14 protein-coding genes are annotated in these 17,990 nt (G+C 68.9%); 5 read left to right on the forward strand and 9 right to left on the reverse strand.

Annotated features, from left to right (window positions below; genetic code table 11):
* Window positions 1–20: 20 nt before the first annotated feature.
* The gene (locus ACIA8K_RS34170; protein ID WP_396066885.1) at window positions 21–1,505 is read right to left on the reverse strand and encodes an FAD-binding oxidoreductase; all 1,485 of its coding nucleotides are present in this window, start codon (window positions 1,503–1,505) and stop codon (window positions 21–23) included.
* Window positions 1,506–1,747: 242 nt separating this feature from the next.
* On the opposite strand from ACIA8K_RS34170, the gene ACIA8K_RS34175 reads away from it, so the two are divergent.
* Both ACIA8K_RS34175 and ACIA8K_RS34180 read left to right on the forward strand, forming a co-directional pair.
* The gene (locus ACIA8K_RS34175) at window positions 1,748–3,541 is read left to right on the forward strand and encodes a BTAD domain-containing putative transcriptional regulator (protein WP_396066887.1); all 1,794 of its coding nucleotides are present in this window, start codon (window positions 1,748–1,750) and stop codon (window positions 3,539–3,541) included.
* A 281-nt stretch (window positions 3,542–3,822) separates the two neighbouring features.
* Window positions 3,823–4,845 (forward strand): hypothetical protein, encoded by a 1,023-nt coding sequence (locus ACIA8K_RS34180; protein WP_396066889.1) that lies wholly within the window; start codon window positions 3,823–3,825, stop codon window positions 4,843–4,845.
* 46 nt (window positions 4,846–4,891) lie between these two features.
* On the opposite strand, the gene ACIA8K_RS34185 is transcribed toward ACIA8K_RS34180, so the two are convergent.
* From ACIA8K_RS34185 to ACIA8K_RS34205, 5 genes are all read right to left on the reverse strand, one after another.
* Complete coding sequence (locus ACIA8K_RS34185) at window positions 4,892–6,085, reverse strand: ISAs1 family transposase (RefSeq protein WP_396066891.1); 1,194 nt, start codon at window positions 6,083–6,085, stop codon at window positions 4,892–4,894.
* Window positions 6,086–6,757: 672 nt separating this feature from the next.
* Window positions 6,758–7,705 (reverse strand): hypothetical protein, encoded by a 948-nt coding sequence (locus tag ACIA8K_RS34190; protein WP_396066893.1) that lies wholly within the window; start codon window positions 7,703–7,705, stop codon window positions 6,758–6,760.
* A gap of 174 nt (window positions 7,706–7,879) precedes the next feature.
* Window positions 7,880–9,646, reverse strand: a complete 1,767-nt coding sequence (locus ACIA8K_RS34195; protein WP_396066895.1) for a DUF6461 domain-containing protein — start codon at window positions 9,644–9,646, stop codon at window positions 7,880–7,882.
* A gap of 38 nt (window positions 9,647–9,684) precedes the next feature.
* Window positions 9,685–10,521, reverse strand: coding sequence for a patatin-like phospholipase family protein (locus ACIA8K_RS34200; protein WP_396066897.1), 837 nt, complete (start codon window positions 10,519–10,521; stop codon window positions 9,685–9,687).
* Between the two features lie 20 nt (window positions 10,522–10,541).
* Window positions 10,542–11,513: an amidohydrolase family protein gene (locus ACIA8K_RS34205; RefSeq protein WP_396066899.1), complete on the reverse strand. Its 972-nt coding sequence runs from the start codon at window positions 11,511–11,513 to the stop codon at window positions 10,542–10,544.
* 123 nt (window positions 11,514–11,636) lie between these two features.
* Between ACIA8K_RS34205 and ACIA8K_RS34210 the strand changes: the two genes are divergently transcribed.
* From ACIA8K_RS34210 to ACIA8K_RS34220, 3 genes are all read left to right on the forward strand, one after another.
* Window positions 11,637–12,611: an Lrp/AsnC family transcriptional regulator gene (locus ACIA8K_RS34210; protein ID WP_396066901.1), complete on the forward strand. Its 975-nt coding sequence runs from the start codon at window positions 11,637–11,639 to the stop codon at window positions 12,609–12,611.
* Between the two features lie 122 nt (window positions 12,612–12,733).
* Window positions 12,734–14,110: an MFS transporter gene (locus tag ACIA8K_RS34215; protein WP_396066903.1), complete on the forward strand. Its 1,377-nt coding sequence runs from the start codon at window positions 12,734–12,736 to the stop codon at window positions 14,108–14,110.
* A 117-nt stretch (window positions 14,111–14,227) separates the two neighbouring features.
* Entirely contained in the window at window positions 14,228–14,899 is a 672-nt protein-coding gene (locus ACIA8K_RS34220) for a class I SAM-dependent methyltransferase (protein WP_396066905.1), read from the forward strand.
* A 541-nt stretch (window positions 14,900–15,440) separates the two neighbouring features.
* On the opposite strand, the gene ACIA8K_RS34225 is transcribed toward ACIA8K_RS34220, so the two are convergent.
* The 3 genes from ACIA8K_RS34225 to ACIA8K_RS34235 form a co-directional block, all read right to left on the reverse strand.
* Window positions 15,441–16,232, reverse strand: a complete 792-nt coding sequence (locus ACIA8K_RS34225) for an SDR family NAD(P)-dependent oxidoreductase (protein ID WP_396066907.1) — start codon at window positions 16,230–16,232, stop codon at window positions 15,441–15,443.
* A gap of 204 nt (window positions 16,233–16,436) precedes the next feature.
* Entirely contained in the window at window positions 16,437–17,066 is a 630-nt protein-coding gene (locus tag ACIA8K_RS34230) for a TetR/AcrR family transcriptional regulator (RefSeq protein WP_396066909.1), read from the reverse strand.
* Between the two features lie 234 nt (window positions 17,067–17,300).
* Window positions 17,301–17,897, reverse strand: coding sequence for a TetR/AcrR family transcriptional regulator (locus ACIA8K_RS34235; RefSeq protein ID WP_396066911.1), 597 nt, complete (start codon window positions 17,895–17,897; stop codon window positions 17,301–17,303).
* Window positions 17,898–17,990 lie beyond the last annotated feature (93 nt).

Below are 17,990 nucleotides of genomic sequence, written 5' to 3' on the forward strand. Positions count from 1 at the left end.
AAAAGAGAGTGCGCCCACGGTTACGAAGTCGTCTTCGTGATGGTGCCTGTCAGAGAGTGATTGAGGCGGAACAGGCCGGTGGGGTCGTACACGCGCTTCAGGGCGAGAAGTCGCTCGTAGGCGTCCTTCGAGTACGCGCTCGCCACCCGTTCGGGGTCCGCGTCGGCGTAACTGAGGAAGTTGAGCATGGTGCCGGTGTGATGCCAGGGCTCCATCGCCTCCATGATTCGGTCGAGATCCGCCGCCACCGCGGCGGCCTGTCCCGGCGCCCCGGCCGTCCCCACCATCAGGGAGAAGGGGGCGTCGCGGTGACTGACAGCGCTGGGCGAAGGTGCCTCGCGGGCGAGCGCGCCGCCCAGTTGCCGGACCTCGACCAGCAGGACCGAGGTGTCCGCGCCAGCCCCGGCCGCCTCGATCAGGGCCGCCGCCGCGTCTGCCGGAAAGCCGCTGAGCAACTGGCTGCGGTCGTAGGTGGCTACGGGGTCCACGGGATCGTTGTGGACCGAGGTGTAGGACGCGTACGGCATCTCACCGACGGTGTCGATGAGCGCGGGTGCCAGCGATCGCATCGGGGCGATCAGCTCGGCGCCTGCGGTGGCCTCACCCAGGTACGAGAACCGCACGTGCAGACTCACACGACCGCGCAGGGGCTCGGGTACGAAGGGCAGCGGTGGCATGCGCAGCATCGCGAAGGAGACGGTGAGCTTGTCGTCGTCGAGCTCGGCGAGCCGGCGGAACTCGGTAAGCACGGCCGGCGCGTGTTCGGCGTCGACGTAGATGCCACCGCCGAAGAAGCGGGTGACCGGCACGAGGGTGAACGTCATGGACACGACCACGCCGAAGTTGGACTTGCCTCCGCGGACGGCCCAGAAGAGGTCGGGCTCCGACTCCGCCGTGACCACCCGCAACTCGCCGTCGGGTGTGACGATGTCCATCGACAGCACGTGGTCCGAGGCCCAGCCGTACCGGCGGCCCAGCACGGGGCTCAGGCCGCCGCCGAGGGTGTAGCCCACCACGCCGACATTGGGTGAGGATCCACTGACAGGAGCCAGACCGGCTTTCGCCGCGGCATCAGTGACGGTCTGCCACTCGGTTGCCCCGCCGACGGTGGCGGTTCCGGCGCTGTGGTCGATCGCGACGCTGTCGAGCCGCCGTACGTTGATCAGCATTGCTCCATCGGCGGCCGTCAGCGGACCGTGGCCGGTGGCGAGGACAGCGACCGGGAGGCCGTGCGCCCCGGCGAAGCGAACGGCGGCGACGACGTCCTCGGCCGAGGTGGCTCCCACGGCAACGGCGGGAGTCTGCGAGAAGCCCAGGTTCCAGGTGGAGGTTTCCTCCGCGTACCCCTCGTCGGAAGGCGTCACAACGGGGCCGGCCACCTGAGCCCTCAGGACCGCCAGATCAGCAAGATCAGTTGTCATGGCTGAATCAAAGCGCGAACCGATTGGTGAGAGCTGGCAGGAATGTTGACGAGGGGGAACGGCAGTTGTTCGGTCGAGCCGCATGAGGCCCGTACGCGGAGTCAGTCAGGAAAGCTCCGCGTTGACGGGCCTCATGCGGCACGGCCACGGAGACTCCTTCATCGAGCGAATGCTGCGCATTATGGCTCTCGCCAAGACCGGCGAGTGCACTGACGGGCGATGGCCGTCCCGGTGATGACGTCGGCTCCGCCGGTAGGATTCCCTCTGGCGAGTCCATGGAATCAGGGACGTGCGCCACCACAGTTCCTGAAGGTTGGGCTTGCACAATGAGCGTACGTATCTCGCTTCTTGGCCCGGTGCGGCTATGGCGCGACAGCGACGAGCTCCCCGTCGGCTCACCGCAACAGCAAGCAGTGCTCGCGGCTTTGACACTCAGTGAGGGTCAGCCCACAAGTGTGGAGCAGCTCTTCCGCGTGCTGTGGGGTGATGATTCGCCGAGTTCGGCGATCAGCACGATGCGCAGCTACCTCTCTCGACTTCGGCGTCTTCTCCGCGGTACGACAGCCGAGATCGTCACCTCGGGTGATGGATACGCGCTGCGCGGTGAGGATGTCAGCGTGGATGTGTGGGAGTTGCGATCCGCGGCGGATCAGGCCTCCGTCCTGATCCGTGACAGATCCTGGGAACAGGCCGAGACGCTGCTGCATCCTGTGCTCGAGTCGTGGCAGGGGCCGGCGCTGAACGGAGTGGGCGGTGACTGGGCTGAGCGGCAGCGCACCCGGCTGGCCGAGGCTCGTACGTCGGCTCTCGAGTCGCTCATATCGGCGCGTTTGCGCATCGGCGTGCCATCCGCCCAGGATCTCGCCGAGCTGACGCGGCTCGTCGAAGCGCAGCCTCTGCACGAGAACCTGCGCGCCTTACTCATGCGCACCTTGCACCGGCGGGGCCGGCGCTCCGAGGCCCTGCAGACCTACGAGTCCGGCTATCGGATGCTTCGTGACGAACTCGGCCTGGAACCCGGTCCGGGCCTGCGAGACGCTCACGCAAGCGTCCTGCGGGACGACTCGTCCGCGGTGACGAGGGAACCGGTGGCGGCGAAGGGGGCCGTGTACCTGCCGCCGGACCCGGCCGACTTCGTAGGCCGTACCGCCGAGCTGGCCGCGCTCCAGAATTCGCTGGACGGCAGGTCCCCTGCCGTGGGGGTGGCCGGCATGCCCGGCTCGGGGCGTTCGTCACTCGCCATCCGCGCCGCACATCGCCTCGCCGACCGCTTTCCCGCCGGCCGGATCTATCACGACCTCGAAAAGGGCGATGTCGAAGACGTACTGCTGCGGCTGCTCGGCGACGCCCAGGACGTACCCCGGAACCCTGCGGCCAAGACAGCAGAGCTGCTCCGTCTAACCTCGGGTCGCAGGCTACTGCTGGTGCTCGACAACGTGCGCGATGCCGAGCAGCTGCACCGGCTTCGCCTCATGCTGCCCGACGCCGCGCTGATCTTCACCACCACGCGACGCCTCCACTCATTGCCAGGCGTCGACTGGATTCGCCTCGGCCCGCTGGATCCTTCCGAGTGTCTCGCGCTCTTCGTCGCGGTAGCGGGCCAGGCCCGTATCGGCGGCGACCTTCTCGGAGCCCGCCGCCTGGCCAACCTCACGGGAGGCTACGCCTTTGCCGCCCGGATCTTCGCTCAACGAGTCCATGCGCACCCGAACTGGAGCATCACCGCTATAGCCGACCAAATGGCCAACGAGATGGCCAACCCCTATCCCGCTGATCACGGCGACTGTCACACGCTGGCCGCACCGGTGCTCCGCGCCCACGACCTTCTTCCTCGAGGCGCTGCTCGGGTGTTTCGTGCGCTCGGTGTCATGCCGGCTGACCAAGTCTCCGCATCGATGGTCGCCGCGCTACTCGGCATGCAGGAACATCAAGCGTTCTTCGCGCTGGAAGCGCTCGCCGACGCGTTGCTGGTATGCGAAGGCACAGACGAGCAAACGTACCGGCTCATCGGCCCGGTGATCGCTACAGTAGCCATGCGCGCCGCTTACGCCGTCGACGGCGAAATGGCCGTCGAAGTCCTACGCCGCGCCTGCGCCGCGCCGGCCGGGACGGCGGCGTAACAGGCACCGTGCGCCCGGGTGGCAGCCGGCCCCCGCGCTACGCGGGATGAAAAGCTCAATGGCCCTTTTCGGAACTCGCATGCCAAGCACGAATGCGGTCGCCGAGGTCGCGACAACCGGAAACCTGGACCTGGTACGACCGCTGGCACGGCACCTATGTCATCGGCCACCGGACGCGACACCCGAAGCAATCTTCTTCGTCGGCCACAGCGGCGGCGGGATCGGCCTAGTGCGCGCCGGCGTGCCGAAATTCGGGTGCGTACGGTGTCTAGCCTTCATGTATGCGCTACCGGCCTCGTGATCGCGAGTTGGCCATCGAGCTCTCCCTCGAGCTGCTGGCCACCGGCCGGGTACGCGGGATTCCACTTGGTCATTCGCCAGAGGATCTGGAGCGACTGCTCGGCCCGCCGGCCTGCGAGGGGATTCTCGAATTCTCCGGCAACCTACTGCGGGACTGGGGACTGCTCGAGGCGTATTACGAGCGAGAGTACCCCGCCGCGACCTGGCGCGGGACGCTGTTCATGGGCCAACTGCACCGTATGCCCAAGCCGCTGAAATGGAAGCTCATAGCTCGTGAACTGAGAAACCTTGGGTACGAGGTGATGCCGGAGGCCATGCCGACTCTCGACGACAACTATTTCCGTGTCTATGAGTCCGGCGCAGGGGCGGTGGTTTTCGGCACAGGTAACGCCCCGGACCGGATGCGCGGCCATATCGCGAAGATCTCGTCGGCCGAGCGACTGTCGATGGGGAGACCGTCCGATGCGTTCAGCTTCAACGCGATCCACCGCACTGTCCACGCCGCCGTCACCGGGCCTGAGAACGACTGGAACCGGTGGCTGGGCCGGCAAGCTCGGCCCCACGCGGAGTGGTACGAGTTAGCTCACGGAGCGATCCACCTCGTCGTCGACGAGCATCCTGAGCGGATACATCAGGCCACGACGTTCCACGATTGGCTGCTGAGTCAGGCAGATGCCGCACAGGTATGGTCCGGCGTGGAGCGCGCACTGCTGTACGCCCGTTGCGTCGCCGGCGATGCCAGCAGGGAACCCCTGCCCGCCCGTCCGGGCGTACCGTCGGCCGATCAGATCATTGGTGGTTGCCTCGCCTTGTTGCCGCTCAGCCGCGAGTCAGCGCGGTCCCTTCCCACGGACTGGCGCACGATTGAGCCGTCGGACGTGCGGCGTTGCAGGGTAACCCGCACCCTGGTGCTGGCCGCGAACGCGCTACGGGACAGAGCAACAGCACCGAACCTCATCGCCGAGCTGACGGCCTGGCACGACGTACTACCCGACATCTGCTGAATGCTTGTAGGCGGCCGGTCCGCTCGCAGGGCCATTGCGTTGTCGGTTAGCTGCTGGTCACGGCGGTGATCAGGTCGTGTGAGCGGCGGTTGGCCCGGCGGGTCGCGCGGGCGATGTTGGTGGCGCCGGTGGTGCGGTGCCAGCCGATCGCGGTGTTACGGAGTGTGGCGAGGATGGCGGGTCCGGTCCCGGTCCGGGCTTGGTGCTGGTCCTCACGGAAAGTCACATCCCTGACGTGGTGGACCCGATTTTCGATATGCCAGTGGCGGCGGATCCAGGCCTGCAGGTCACGGGCTGTCGCCTGGCCGGCGGACAGGGTGATGGCGAGGTAGACGGTCTCTCTGCTGGTCTTGCCGTTGACGATCCGGGTGCGGGTGATCCTGATGGCCTGCTGTGCGTGCGGGAACAAGATGCCGCCGGGTGTGGCGACGGTGACGGCTTTGACGGTGCGGGTCTCACGTCGTCCGTGTCTGTGGTCGCGGGTCCGGTCTCCGGCCGGGATCTGTGCCCAGGGCAGGTGTTTGAGCTGGGCGAGCAGGGTCGGCTGGTTGCCTTTCGCCTGGACGAGGAGGTGAGCGTGACGGCGGTGGACCTCGTCGGCGTGACCGGTCTGGGTGTGCATCGCGTCGGCGGTGAACAAGACCCCGGCCAGAGTTCCGAGGACCCGCTCGACCGCATCGAGCAGCGGCGTGAACGCCGGGATCTCGTTGCTCTTCGCATCGACGGTGACCTGGGCGAGGACGATCCCGATGCTGGTGTCCAGGGCGGACAACAGGTGGACCTGTCGTCCGTCGGGGCGGGCACCACGCAGGGTCTTGCCGTCGATGGTGATGACCGTCCGATACCTGGCCGGGCGGGCCGCGGGCGGTGAGGTGCGGGCGTGAAGCCAGCCGGCGAGGATCCGGCTGAGCAGCCTGTCATCGAGGCGGGTCAGGAGCCGCCAGACGGTCGTGCCGGCCGGGATCCCGCTGGTGAATCCGAGTCGGGTCTGCCCGCTTTCGTCGAGGTCACGCAGCCAGTCGGTGATCGCCGCGAACGATGACGCCCCGGCGAGAACGGCACAGACCGCCACTGCGAGCAACGATGTCAGAGGGTAACGGACCCCGCGCGGATCACGAGGATCAGGAATTGCAGCCAGCACCTCCAACAGCCCGCCATGCTCACCTTCGGTGATCGGCGTAGCCGGGGCGATAAGGGTGGGTGCTGTTACGGCGAGTGCGGGGATGAGAGATGATGCCATTGGCGGGTGGGGTCTTTCTGGTGGTCTTGAAGCGTCGCAACTCCATGATCACCTACGCGGTCCCACCCGCCTTCTTCGCCTCCACAGAGGCCAATCACGCCTCGAACCCCCTGGTCACAGACCCGCCACGCGACTACGCAATGGCCCTGGGTCCGCTCGTGTTGACGGCGTGCAACTGTCCCTGGACAGCGGCTGCTGGAAAGTCAGACGTCGATTCCACCCACTCTCGTTCGCATGAGGGCGCGTCGGGCAGGCTTCCGACGCGCGCTCCCGTGCCGCCGACCGGCACCTGGTCGGCGGCACGAGTGCGCGATGCGAGCCGACGGCACCCCTCTGGTCGCCCGACATCGACGTCTATACGGTCACGAGGGCGCGTCCGGCATCCGAGGGATCCAGCTCGATAGTGCAGCTGCCTCCCCGGTCTGTCCGGGGGCGGATTTCGATCTAACGGAGACCCAACCGACGACCGGGCTTCGCCGAGGGCTAAGGGTGCCCTGCCAGCGCCGGACGCGCCCATGCCGAAAGAGACCCGCACATCCGCCGTCCGGTCGGCGGCGGGACCAGAACCACACCGGTGGTGGCCTCGTCGTGGACGATGGCGGTCACGTGCCGGCCGGCAACGGTGAAATCGCGAGGTAGTCGTCCTCCACGTGGGATCCGGTGCGGTGGAGATCAGACGTAGAGGTACGCCTCACCGGTCTGCATGCCGCCGAAGCCGCCAATCAGGTCGCCATTGTCGTTCAGGTCCTTGATCAGCGGCGTGCCGACACCGACTGACTTCGGGTCCACTTGGACGCTGTCCACCCACATGGTGGGGTTGGACTCCGCAAGCCCGCCGAACGTCTGACCGATGATCAGGCCGGCATTGTTGATCTTGAGCGCCGTAGCGCTGTAGCCGTCGGCGACCGGTAGCACGGAACTCTCGGCGCCATCGGCACTGAACGCGACAGTGACATCACCCATGCCACCGTTGCTGGCCTCGCCGACGACAACGCCGTGGTCGTTGATCGCGTTACCCCAGCTCATCGTGGTGCCGGCCACGACGCCGAGATCGTTGAGCGTGCCGTCGGCCTCCCAGCGGGCGGCGTGGCGGCTGGAGCCGAACGGCGCCGTCCCGACCATCTGACCCGCACCGTTGATGCCGGAGGTGCTGACGTCCCCGGAGAACGCACCCAGGTCGGTGACGACCCTGTCGTCCCACCGGACGTAGTGCCAATTGCCGTCCGCATCCATCGCCTCGCCGAGGATCACGCCGCGCTCGTTGACTTGACGGGCGACGCTGAACGGGCCGCCCAGGCCGGGCAGTTCCCACACTGAGCCGTCGGCCTTCCAGTACACCGCGTGCTGAACACCGTCGGTCGTCGACGCGCCGACGATGTGGCCGCTGTCGCTGATGTCCAAGGCCTCGCCAGTTGAACCCATGGTGAGGACCGCCAGGGTCTCCACCTCGCCGGAACGCCACAGGAACGGCTGGCCTCCCACCCTGCCGACGATGTCACGGTGGTTGTTGAGTGCCGCCGGCTCCAGAAAGTCGCCCTGATAGGAGCCGAGCCCGACCGCCTCGTACTGCCGCGCGGACGGCGTCCCGGTGCCCGGGCTCGCCAGTGCGGGTGTGGCCATGGCCATTCCCATCAGGGCCCCCGCCGCCAATGCCACAAGTCTTGTGTTCACGCACAACCTTCCTTAGGGGAGCGTTGATGCGTATATCCAAGCAGGGCCACGCAAGTCCGCCGGCCGGCAGCGATCCGGTGGCAGCCGGGAGAATTCATGAACGGCCGGCGCTCAAGTGGACGGTCACCGATCACCTGTTTCAGCGGCGTCCCGCGTCGCGTGGTCCGCGCTTGACTGGGGCGGCTCGGGGGCTGCGTACGCGACTCCGGCCTCCTCGATAGCGGCCAGGTCGGTCCGCGTGATGCCGCGGCCGGTGAACCGTTCCACCGCGACCAGGCACTTCTCGATCGTCCCACCTCCGGTGAAGGTGATGCCGTCCAGCACGTCGGCCACCTCCTTCGGGATCTCCACGTCGGGGGACGGCTCGAACGAGACCAACTCCCGGCCGTCCTCGGCCAATGACAGCCGGGCGAGCGCGTTGACGTTCCAGAACATGCTCCCGGCCAGGCCGTTCACGGAGAGCGCGGTCAGCACCTCGTGGTGCGAACCCCGGTAGTTGTTGTCCTCCACGACCAGCACCGCCTCCGGCGTCTCCAGTACGGACAGCAGTGCGCTGTCCGTATTGTCGTGCGGGTAGGGCCGTGGGTCACCGGGGTCGGCGCCGAACACGCGAAGCACCTCCTGCGCGGTCAGTCCGACCACCACCGTGACGGTGGCCGCGACCTGCAGCCGGGAGGCGTGGATCCAGCGGTACGCCCACTCCGGCGGCACGGACGGCTCAGGCTCGCCGCGCAGCCGGGCACCCAGCCGGTCCGTGCTGCGGTGCACGAGTGCCGGCGCGGGCGGGGCGGCCCACACCTCCAGGGAGTACGACTCCGTGCCGCCGTCCTCGCGGTCCCGGCCGCGCGCGTGCACGCGCAGTCGGTAGTCACCTGGCCAGGGCGGTGTCACCCGAATCAGCGCGCCGTGCCGGGGATGGTCGATCGGGAGCACGGAGGCGCGCCCCTCGGCCGCGTGCCAGCTCACCTCCGCGATCTCGTCCCAGCCGTCCTCGGGCGTCCCCGGCGGATCCGCCCGTACGCTCACCGTCACGTTGACCGGTCCGCCCTCGATGCCGGTGCGGATCACTGCGCCGCCGTCCACGGCCGCGACCAGGCCCGTCTCCCGGAAGTCACCGCCGTCCGGCAGCCTGTCGCCCTCGGCCAGCGCGAACCGGTGCCCGGTCGCGCGCGCGTAGCCGTGGTCGTACCGCGGCAGCAGGTACTCCGCCCGGATCCGGGCCAGCAGCGCCGCCGGGTAGGCGTCCGGCATCGGCGCCTCGCGCAGCAGCACCGCGGCCGCGCCGAGCCCGAGCCCGACGACCGCGACAGGCCGTGTGACATTCAGGCCCGCGGGCGTGTCCGGCAGCAGCGCGTCCGCCACGCACACCGCGAGCGCGACGTACCCGGCACCGTGCCGTGCGGCCAAGGCCTGTTCGTCAGCACCGTCCGGAATGGTGGGCAGCGCGTCCGCGAGCCGGTCGGCCAACCGCCGGGTGAGCGCGACCACCAGGTCGTCGAGCCCGGGGTACAGGGCGATCATCGTCGTCGCCGCGGTCAACGCCTCACTGTTGTGGCCCTCACCGCCGATCGCGAAATACCGGGTCGCGGTGCGCGCGGTGACGTGCGCGGAGAGGTCGGGCCCGTCCAACTGCGGCACGGCCAGTTCCAACGCACCCAGCAGCCGGTCGATGTCCCGGCCGAGAGTACCCAGCGCCTGCCCGATCGGACGCGTCGCACCCGCTGCCCACGGTCCGGCCGGCAGGTGCGGTTGCCGCGCCGGGTCCGGCCTCTGCGCGTCCGGTGCTCCCAGCCGTCCCAGCCGTGCGGCGGGCCCGTCCGCGATCCGCGCCGCCAGCAGCGGGATCCCACGTGCTATCCGTGCCGCCTCGGCTTCGGTGATCTCGTCCATCCGCCAACGGTATCTACAGTGGATTGATACTTGATGCGCTACCTCCGCCACATCAAACCATTACGGGCGGCGCGGATCGCGGCTGCCGCATGCTCCGCCTGGCGCCTGCCGACCGGGAAGGCGAGAGCGGTGGCCGCCGGGTCCATCATGCGGGCCGGGGTGCCGAGGTCACCGAAGTCGGGCTCGACGGTGACCACCCGGGTAGACCCGCGCTGCCTGTCGACCTCGGTCGCTTCCGCGCCGTCCAGCGGCCGGCAGGACACCACCACGAGCACGTCGGAGCGGGGTGCGGCCGAGACGTTCAACCGGCTCACGATGCCGCCGTCCATGTACCGCACGCCGCCGATGGTGACCGGAGGGAAGAGCATCGGCACGACGCAACTGGCGGCGACCGCGTGCAACAGCGGCACCCGGGAGTGCTCGCCCCACACGACAAGCTCTCCGGTGTCGGTGTCGACCGCGGTGCACCGGAAGCCCGGCGGCCAGGTCTCACCGTCGAGAACGCCGAACAGGCCGAGGTAGTCGTCCTCGGTGAGCGTGACAGGTGCTTTCCGTGCCGCCGAGCCGATCTCGCGTAGCGTCGGCCGTGGGTCGGTGGCGGACGCTGCCCTGCGGGAGGCGTCCTGGAAGCCGTCGGAGCCGGCCGCGAGGTTGCCGGCGTCGAGCCGTTCTCCCACCGCCTTCAGCATGGCGAGGGCTCCGGTCATGTCTCGGCCGCTCGCCAGCAACGCGCCGACGAGTGAGCCTGCGGAGGTTCCGACGATCTCCGCGGTCCCCGCGAGGTCCACGCCGGCCTCGCCCAAGCCGATGATCAGGCCGGTCTGCCAGGCGACACCGACGGTCCCGCCACCTCCCAGCACCACTGTGGTCCTCATATGGTCCTCCTCCTCCGTTGTTATGAGATGCCGAACAGTGCGCGGGCATTGCCGGTGGCGAACAGCTCGCGGGCCTCATCGGTCGGGAACTCGGCCAGGAATGCGCCGATCTCCGCCCGGGACGGTCGCTGGAACGGGTAGTCGGTGGAGAACAGCAGCCGGTCCGGTGTGGTGACCGCCACGGCATGCCGCAGCAAGGCGGGATCCAGCATTCCTGAGCAGGTGAGGTACACGTTGGAGCGGATGTAGTCCGACACCTTCCGGTCCAGCCCGGCGATCGCGGACAGACTGTCGGCGCGACCGGTCCAGAAGGGCAGCAGTTCGCCCCAGTGGCCGAGCACGATCTGCAGGCCGGGATGCCTGTCGAAGGTGCCGCGGACGATCAGCCGCAACGCGGCCAGCGCGGTCTCCACGTGCCAGCCCCAGGCGAAGGTCGCCAACCCCAGGTCGGTCAGTGGGTCGAAGCCGCTGTAGGCCGCCCGCCGGACCGTACCCGCCGGAATCTGGGGGTGAATGAAGATTGTCTGCCGCAGCGCCTCGGCGGTGGCCCACAGCTCGTTGTAGCGCGGATCGTCGAGCGGCGTCGGTCCGGTCCGCCCGTAGAGCATCGCCCCGACGAAGCCGAGGCCCGCCGTCCGTTCGAGCTCCGCGACGGCGGCCTCCGGGTCGGCCATCGGCAGGGTGGCGAAGGCGCGCAGCCGAGCCGGATGGCGCCGGATGACCTCGGCGACGATGTCGTTCGCGCGCCGGCTGAGCAGGCGAGCCGGCGCCGGGTCGAGCGGCTGGGTGCCGGGCGGCGTCAGGGACAGAATCTGGATGTCTACGCCCTGGTCGTCCATCCACGCGATCCGGGCGTCACCGAGGTCGGCCAGTCGTTCCGCGTTGTCGTCGATCTCGTCGAACATGACGCTCGCATCACCGCGCTGCTCCGGGAGCGCCCGCACCTCGGCGGCGACCTCAGGCAGTTGCCAATGTTCCTCTATGGCGATCATCAAACCCCTTCCCGGGTACGCCGGAAGCCTCGCCTCTCTGCCCGCCGACGAGCCAGCGTTCGTAAGATTCGGGCTGTGGAAGCATCATCGGTGGTTGAATCCGGCACTCTTGAGCCCGATGACGTGCGAATCATTCGTGCTCTCCAGCTCGACCCGCGGGCGTCGTATGCGCGGATCGGCGCCGTCCTGGGTCTCGCCGAGGGCGCGGTGCGCCGCCGATACCTGCGCCTGCACGCCGACGGGGTCGTGCACGTCGCCGGCGTCCTCGACCCGGGCGCGCTCGGCCAGAGCCGCTGGTTGGTACGGCTGCGGTGCCGCCCCGACAGCGTCCCGGCGATCACCACAGGCCTCGCCCGGCGCGACGACGTCAACTGGATCGCGGTCGGCGCGGCCGGCACCGAGATCACCTGCGCCGTCCGCTCCCGGACCACCGTCGACCGCGACGACCTGATCGGCCGTCGCCTGCCCCGCACCGCCGCCGTCCTCGACATCAGCGCGGCCGTGATCCTGCATCAGTTCGTCGGCGGGCGCGGCCATTACTGGGCCACTCTGTCCGGCGTCCTCACCCCGCGGGAGGAGGCCGCCCTGGGTCATCCCCCCGTCGTCGAATCCCCGGTCGTGGCGACCACTCCGGCCACCCTGGAGGCCGCTGACGACAAGCTGCTCGCCACCCTGGCCGTCGACGGCCGCGCCCCGCTGTCCGCCCTCGCCGCCGCTGCGGACCTCACGCCGAGCCGTGCCGCCCGCCACCTTCAGGCGCTGATCGAGCGGCGCGTCGTCCACATCGATGTCGAGATCTCCCCGGCCGCCCTCGGCCTGCATACCCGCGCCGTCCTGCTCCTGCGCATCCACCCGGCCCAGGTGCATGCCGCCGGCCGGGCACTCGCCCTCGATCCCGCCATCCCGTTCGCCACCGCCGTCTCCGGCCGGGACAACGTGCTGGCCGTCGCGAACTGCCGTGACCTGGGCGCCCTCTACGAGCTCACCACCACCGGCCTCGGTGACCTTCCGGGCCTGCGATCACTTGAGGTCTCACCAATCGACTACCAGGTCAAGCAGGCCGCCACCGGAGTCGTCGCCGACCGCCTCGTTCCGTAAGCCTGCTCTGCCGCATCCCACCGGGCGCCTATCAACTGCGAGTAGACAGTGTCTACTCCTCCTTGGTAGCTTCGGGCATGCATCGTTTCGTGGCATTGATAGCCAGCGTTCTCGGGGCCATGATGGTCGCCCTCGATGGCACGGCCCTGCTGATAGCTCAACCGAGTCTGCTCCGCGATCTGCACGCATCTGTCGTCGACGTGCAGTGGACCAGCACCGCCTACCTGGTCGCGGTGGCGTCGCTGCTGGTGCTGGGTGGCCGGCTCGGCGATCGGTACGGTCACGCCCGTCTCCTGCTGATCGGCGCAGCGGGATTCGGGACCGCCTCGGTGGCGATCACGGTCGTCCCGGACATCGGCTGGGTGATCGCCTGCCGCGCCGTGCAGGGCCTGTTCGGCGCCCTTCTGCAGCCGGCCACCCTCGCCCTGCTCCGGTTCGCCTATCCGCCGGACAAGCTCAGCACGCCGGTGGCCATCCGCACGAGCGGCATCGGCATCGCCGCCGCGCTGGGCCCGGTACTCGGCGGTGCACTCGTGGACCAATACGGCTGGCGCTCGGTGTTCGTCGTCAACGTCCCGGTCGCTCTGCTGATCGTGGTCGCGGCCGTCTCGGTGAAGGACCTCAAGGCCACGGAACGGCCGGCCCCCACACGCCTCGACCTGATCGGATCCGCCCTGATGGCCGCTTCGCTCGGGCTCCTGGTGCACGCGCTGACCCAGGTCTCGACCTCCGGTGCGAACGGACCCGTGATCCTGGGCGAGCTGGCCGTCGCAGCCGTGCTCGCGGCCCTGCTGGTGCGACGACAGCGGCAGGATGCGGATGCACTGGTGCCGTCAGCGGTCGCCCGCTCCCGCCCGGTGATGGCGTCGATGTGCCTGCTACTCATCACCGCGGCCGCCCTGTTCGGCTCACTCTTCCTGGCCAGCCTGATGCTTCAGGACGGGCAACGCCTGAGCGCCCTGGCCAGCGGCGTACAGGTCCTACCGCTGACCATGGCCATGGTGTTCGGGGCGCCTCTGGTCGGCTTGGCGTTACGCCGGTGGGACGCTCGCCGTACCGCGATCACCGGGGTGTTGCTCGTGGTGCTCGGTATTGCCGGACTGGCGCAATTCGGGCCGGTCGGCCTCACCGCCGCCGTGCTCGGTGCGGGTTACGCGATCGTGATGGTGACCGCTACGGGCACTGTCGTCGGCGACGCCCCACCGGCGTACGCGGGCGTGGTGGGCGGTCTCAAGCAGACCGCGCTGAACATCGGTTCGACGCTTGGCATCGCGATCGCCGCCGTAATTATGAGCGGCTGGACGAGCGGTGCCGCTGTATGGGCGCTGTGCGGGTTCGCCATGCTCGCGGTGGTACCGGCCGCTCTACTGCCAGGTGCCCGGAAGCGAACGATGGGCGCGATCGCCGGCGAGCCGCCGTCAGGACGTGCGGCCCACGACGCGGCGCGGGCCGATCGTCGTTGGAAGCCGTTCCGGAGCGGGGGAGGCGGCAGGGCGTGATAGCGCGGTGCGTGCGACTCCGGACTCGGCGGACGAGCCGAAGCCGCGCTGACCTCTGGTCGGCTCTCGCGTCATATTCCGGTTGCGGGAGACATCGGCACCTGCGTGACTGCGTTGATGGCCTTCGACTTCGCCGCCGCATACAGCGACCTGAACCCCGACGATGGCGATTACCGCTTCTACGCCGGACTCGCAGCCGAAATGCAGGCGACCCGCATCCTGGACCTCGGTTGTGGCACCGGAACCCTAACGCGGCCTCTCGCCTCCCAAGGCTGTTCGGCAGTGGGCGTCGATCCTGACCCGGAGATGCTGCGGGTGGCACGGCAGAAGTCGAACGGCGAGGAGGTCGACTGGCGGCTCGGATTCAGCGACCGCGCCGACACGGCCTCGGCGGACTTCGCCGTGATGTCCGGCCACGTCGCGCAGGTCTTCCGGCATGACAGCGCCTGGAACGCCGTACTGCACGATCTGCACCGCGCACTCAGCCCGAACGGCACGCTGGCCTTCGAGTCCCGAAACCCCGCGGCCCGCGCATGGGAGCAATGGAGCCGGCAGGCCACGCTGCGCACACTCGACACCGAGGAGGGCCGGATCGATTTCTGGCACAAGACCGTATGGGTGTCGCTTCCGCTGGTGGCCTACGACACCCCCGCAACCTCGACACCCATGACGAGAAAGTCGATCGCGACGTCCTCGCCTTCCGCGACCCGACCGCACTCGTGCGCTCACTGGAAGCAACGGGATTTACCGTCCTTGACCAATACGGCGACTGGCACCGAACACCGCTGACACCCGAGTCACCCGAGATCATCACCGTAGCGCGGAGGGCGTGAAAGTGCTGGCAGCCAACTCGCCATCGGGTATTCAGCCAGCCGTCGAGCACGGTGACAAACCATCGACAAGCACCCGGTCAGACCGCCTGACACCGACTTCAGCGGAGCAGACGACGAAGCGCCTTCTCGCCGAACTCCCGTACCTCATATCTGGATTGATGGATCTTTTGTTGGGTTTGGCGTTGTCGGCGATGCGGTCGACCCGGGCTTCGGCGAGGCCGTATCGGGCGTCCATGCCGATCGACTCGCCGACGCCGTCCCCGATCGCCGAGTGGGCGGCGATCGGGGGGGTGTCGTGCCGTTCGCCTCGACTTCGAGGCGGCGGACGTCATGCCGCGGCCCGATCAGGCCGAGGCCGAACGGCTCCCGGCGCGGAGGCCCGACGGCTACCGCCACAGAGAGGAGCGAGTGTCGTGCGGGCACGCCGAGGCGGCAGGAACCGCGTTCCGGAGAGTGCGGAGATCCGGCCGCGACGGTGTGCCCGACGCGCGCGGCCGTCACAGAAGCGCGGTCAGCACGCCCCCGTCGACGCGCATGGCCGATCCGTTGATCGCGGATGCCAGCGGGCTGGCCAGGAAGGTGATCGCGTGTGCAATCTCGGCCGGTGTGATGAAACGGCCGAGCAGGGTCGTCTGGTTGCCGCCGATGATCGCCGCCTTCATCTGCTCCTCAGGGATCGACTGCGCTGCGGCGATCGCCGTGACCGTGTCGGCGACCCCGTCGGAGTAGGTGGGGCCGCCCAGGACCGAGTTGACGGTCACGGCGGTGCCCTTGGTGAGTTTCGCAAGGCCGTTGCCCACCGACAGCATCGCCGTCTTGGACGTGCCGTAGTGGATCATGTCGGCGGGGACGTTGACTCCCGACTCGCTGCTGACGAACACGATCCGGCCCCAGCCCCGCTCCAGCATCGCGGGCAGGAGCCGTCGTGCGAGCCGGACTCCGCCCAGCACGTTCACCTCGAAATAGAGTCGCCAGTCGTCGTCGGAGATGAGTGCGAACGGCTTCAGCTCGAAGAGCCCGACATTGTTGACGAGAATGTCGATATCGGGAAGCGCGTCGCACAGCCGTTCGATGTCGTCCGCATCTGTGAAGTCGGCGGACAGGCCGGTGACGGACACGCCGGGCACCTCGCGGCGTAGTGCGTCGACGGCCTTGGCGAGCGTCTCCGGGTTGCGGCCGTTGAGGATCACGTCGATGCCCTCGCCGGCCAGGGACCTGGCGGTCGCGTAACCGATGCCGCGGCTGGATCCGCTGATGAATGCCGTCTTGCCACTGAGTTGCAGGTCCACGTGCTCTTCTCCTCGAAAGCGGTCGCCGGCTGACACCGGGACCTCGACCCCACCGGCGCTCCAGCAGGGGTCCCTCAAGGCTGCGGCAGCTCGATAAGTGTTCGATAAGCATCCGACGCGTGGCGTCGCTTCCGTGGAGACGCGAGCCTGGTCGGCGGGGCGTCCCGGCTGGTGCGTCCCGGCGGCCGCCCTCCGCCCTGCCCTTTATGACCTGCGCGGACTCCCGGCGTCGACGCCGGCCACCCGGTCATCGGGCAGCAGAAGGTGGTCGAGGCACAGGTCGAGGGCGGCCTCCAGGTGGTCGGCCGATCCGGTGGAGATCAGGACGCTGACGCCGCCCTGGATACCGGCGACAACCGCTGCGGCGGTACGGTCGGGGTCGAGCGCCGGGTTTGCCTCGCCGGCCGCCTGCGTGGCCACGATGCCGTCGCGGATGCACTCCTGCCACCGCCGGATCATCTGTGCGGTGACCGCCTGGGCCGCAGTGCTGTGCCGCCCGACGTCGGCGATCAGCACGCCGAGCGGGCAGTACCGTCCCTGATCGCGATACTGCCCGACGACCAGGTCACGCCAGGACTCCCAGGCCGCACGCGAGACGAGTTTGCCCAGGTAGGGCTGCTGGCCGTCGAACACGTTGGCGGCCTCGAACTCGGCCACGGCGAGCAGCAGCTGCTCACGGCCGTCGGGAAAGTAGTGGAACATCTGGCTCTTGCCGGTGCCGCTGCGCCGGCCCACATCGTCGAGCGTGGTGGCGTTCGTACCCCGCTCACGAATCTCGGCGGTGGCGGCCTCGATGATGCGCTGTCGCGTGGCGGCGCCTTTCTTGGTGGCCATCCCCATACTGTACTAGCAGGTACATTCTTGCGAGATCAGCGTGGCCGCCAGGAAGACGATCGTGATCGACAAGCCCGGTGGTACCGATCGGCCGCGGCTACGTGAGCGTCCCGGTCGAGATCCTGGTGGGCCTCCGCGTCGTAGGCGTGGTGCGTGAGACCGGCGAGAACGTCTACGGCGCGGCGATCGAGGTGGACGGCCATGCGCCAGCCGGCCCGGCCGTCGGAGGCCGAGCTAGCTGGTGCTGGTGAGGTGGCCGGCGCTGACCCGGTTGATCAGCTCGACGATGGCGGCGTGGAGTTCACCGGTGTCGCCGCGGGGATAGGTGAGGGCGGTGACGATCAGGCCCTGGATCGCGGCCGCGACCGCGAGGCCGACTGTGTGTTCGCCGACGCACGGCGTGAGGAGTTCGGCGACGCGCCGGTGGTGGTCGTGGTAGGTGGACCTGAGGGCCGGATCGCGGATCGCCGCTACGATCAGCTCCTGCACGGCCGCGGCGGCCTCGCCCCGCCGGGTCACCAGGGCGACGACGTAGTCGGCCATGAGCCGTGGCAGCTCGTCAGGTCTCCCGGTTGCCGCCGTGGCGGTGAGCTGATCGTCGATGATCTGCAGCGCATGCTCGAACAGTGAGCGGCGCAGGTCTTCGATCGAGGAGAAGTGGTAGGTCACGGAGGCGAGCGACACGCGCGCCGTCGCCGCGACGGCCCGATGCGTCAGGCTGCCGGAGCCGGCGGACGCGACGACGGAGACGGCGGCGTCCAGCAGGGCGGCGCGACGAGCCGCACCACGGACGGTCAGACCACGGACTGTCGCGCCCGGTACGTCGTTCACGGCTCTCCCTCCTCGCGCTTTCGCACCAGGCACAAAAGTACCGGACGACCCGGGCGCGTGGCATCGGAGAGGTGCGCGGCCGCCACGCGACGA

It is taken from the genome of Catenuloplanes sp. NPDC051500 (assembly GCF_044454585.1).
Taxonomy (GTDB): Bacteria; Actinomycetota; Actinomycetes; order Mycobacteriales; family Micromonosporaceae; genus Catenuloplanes.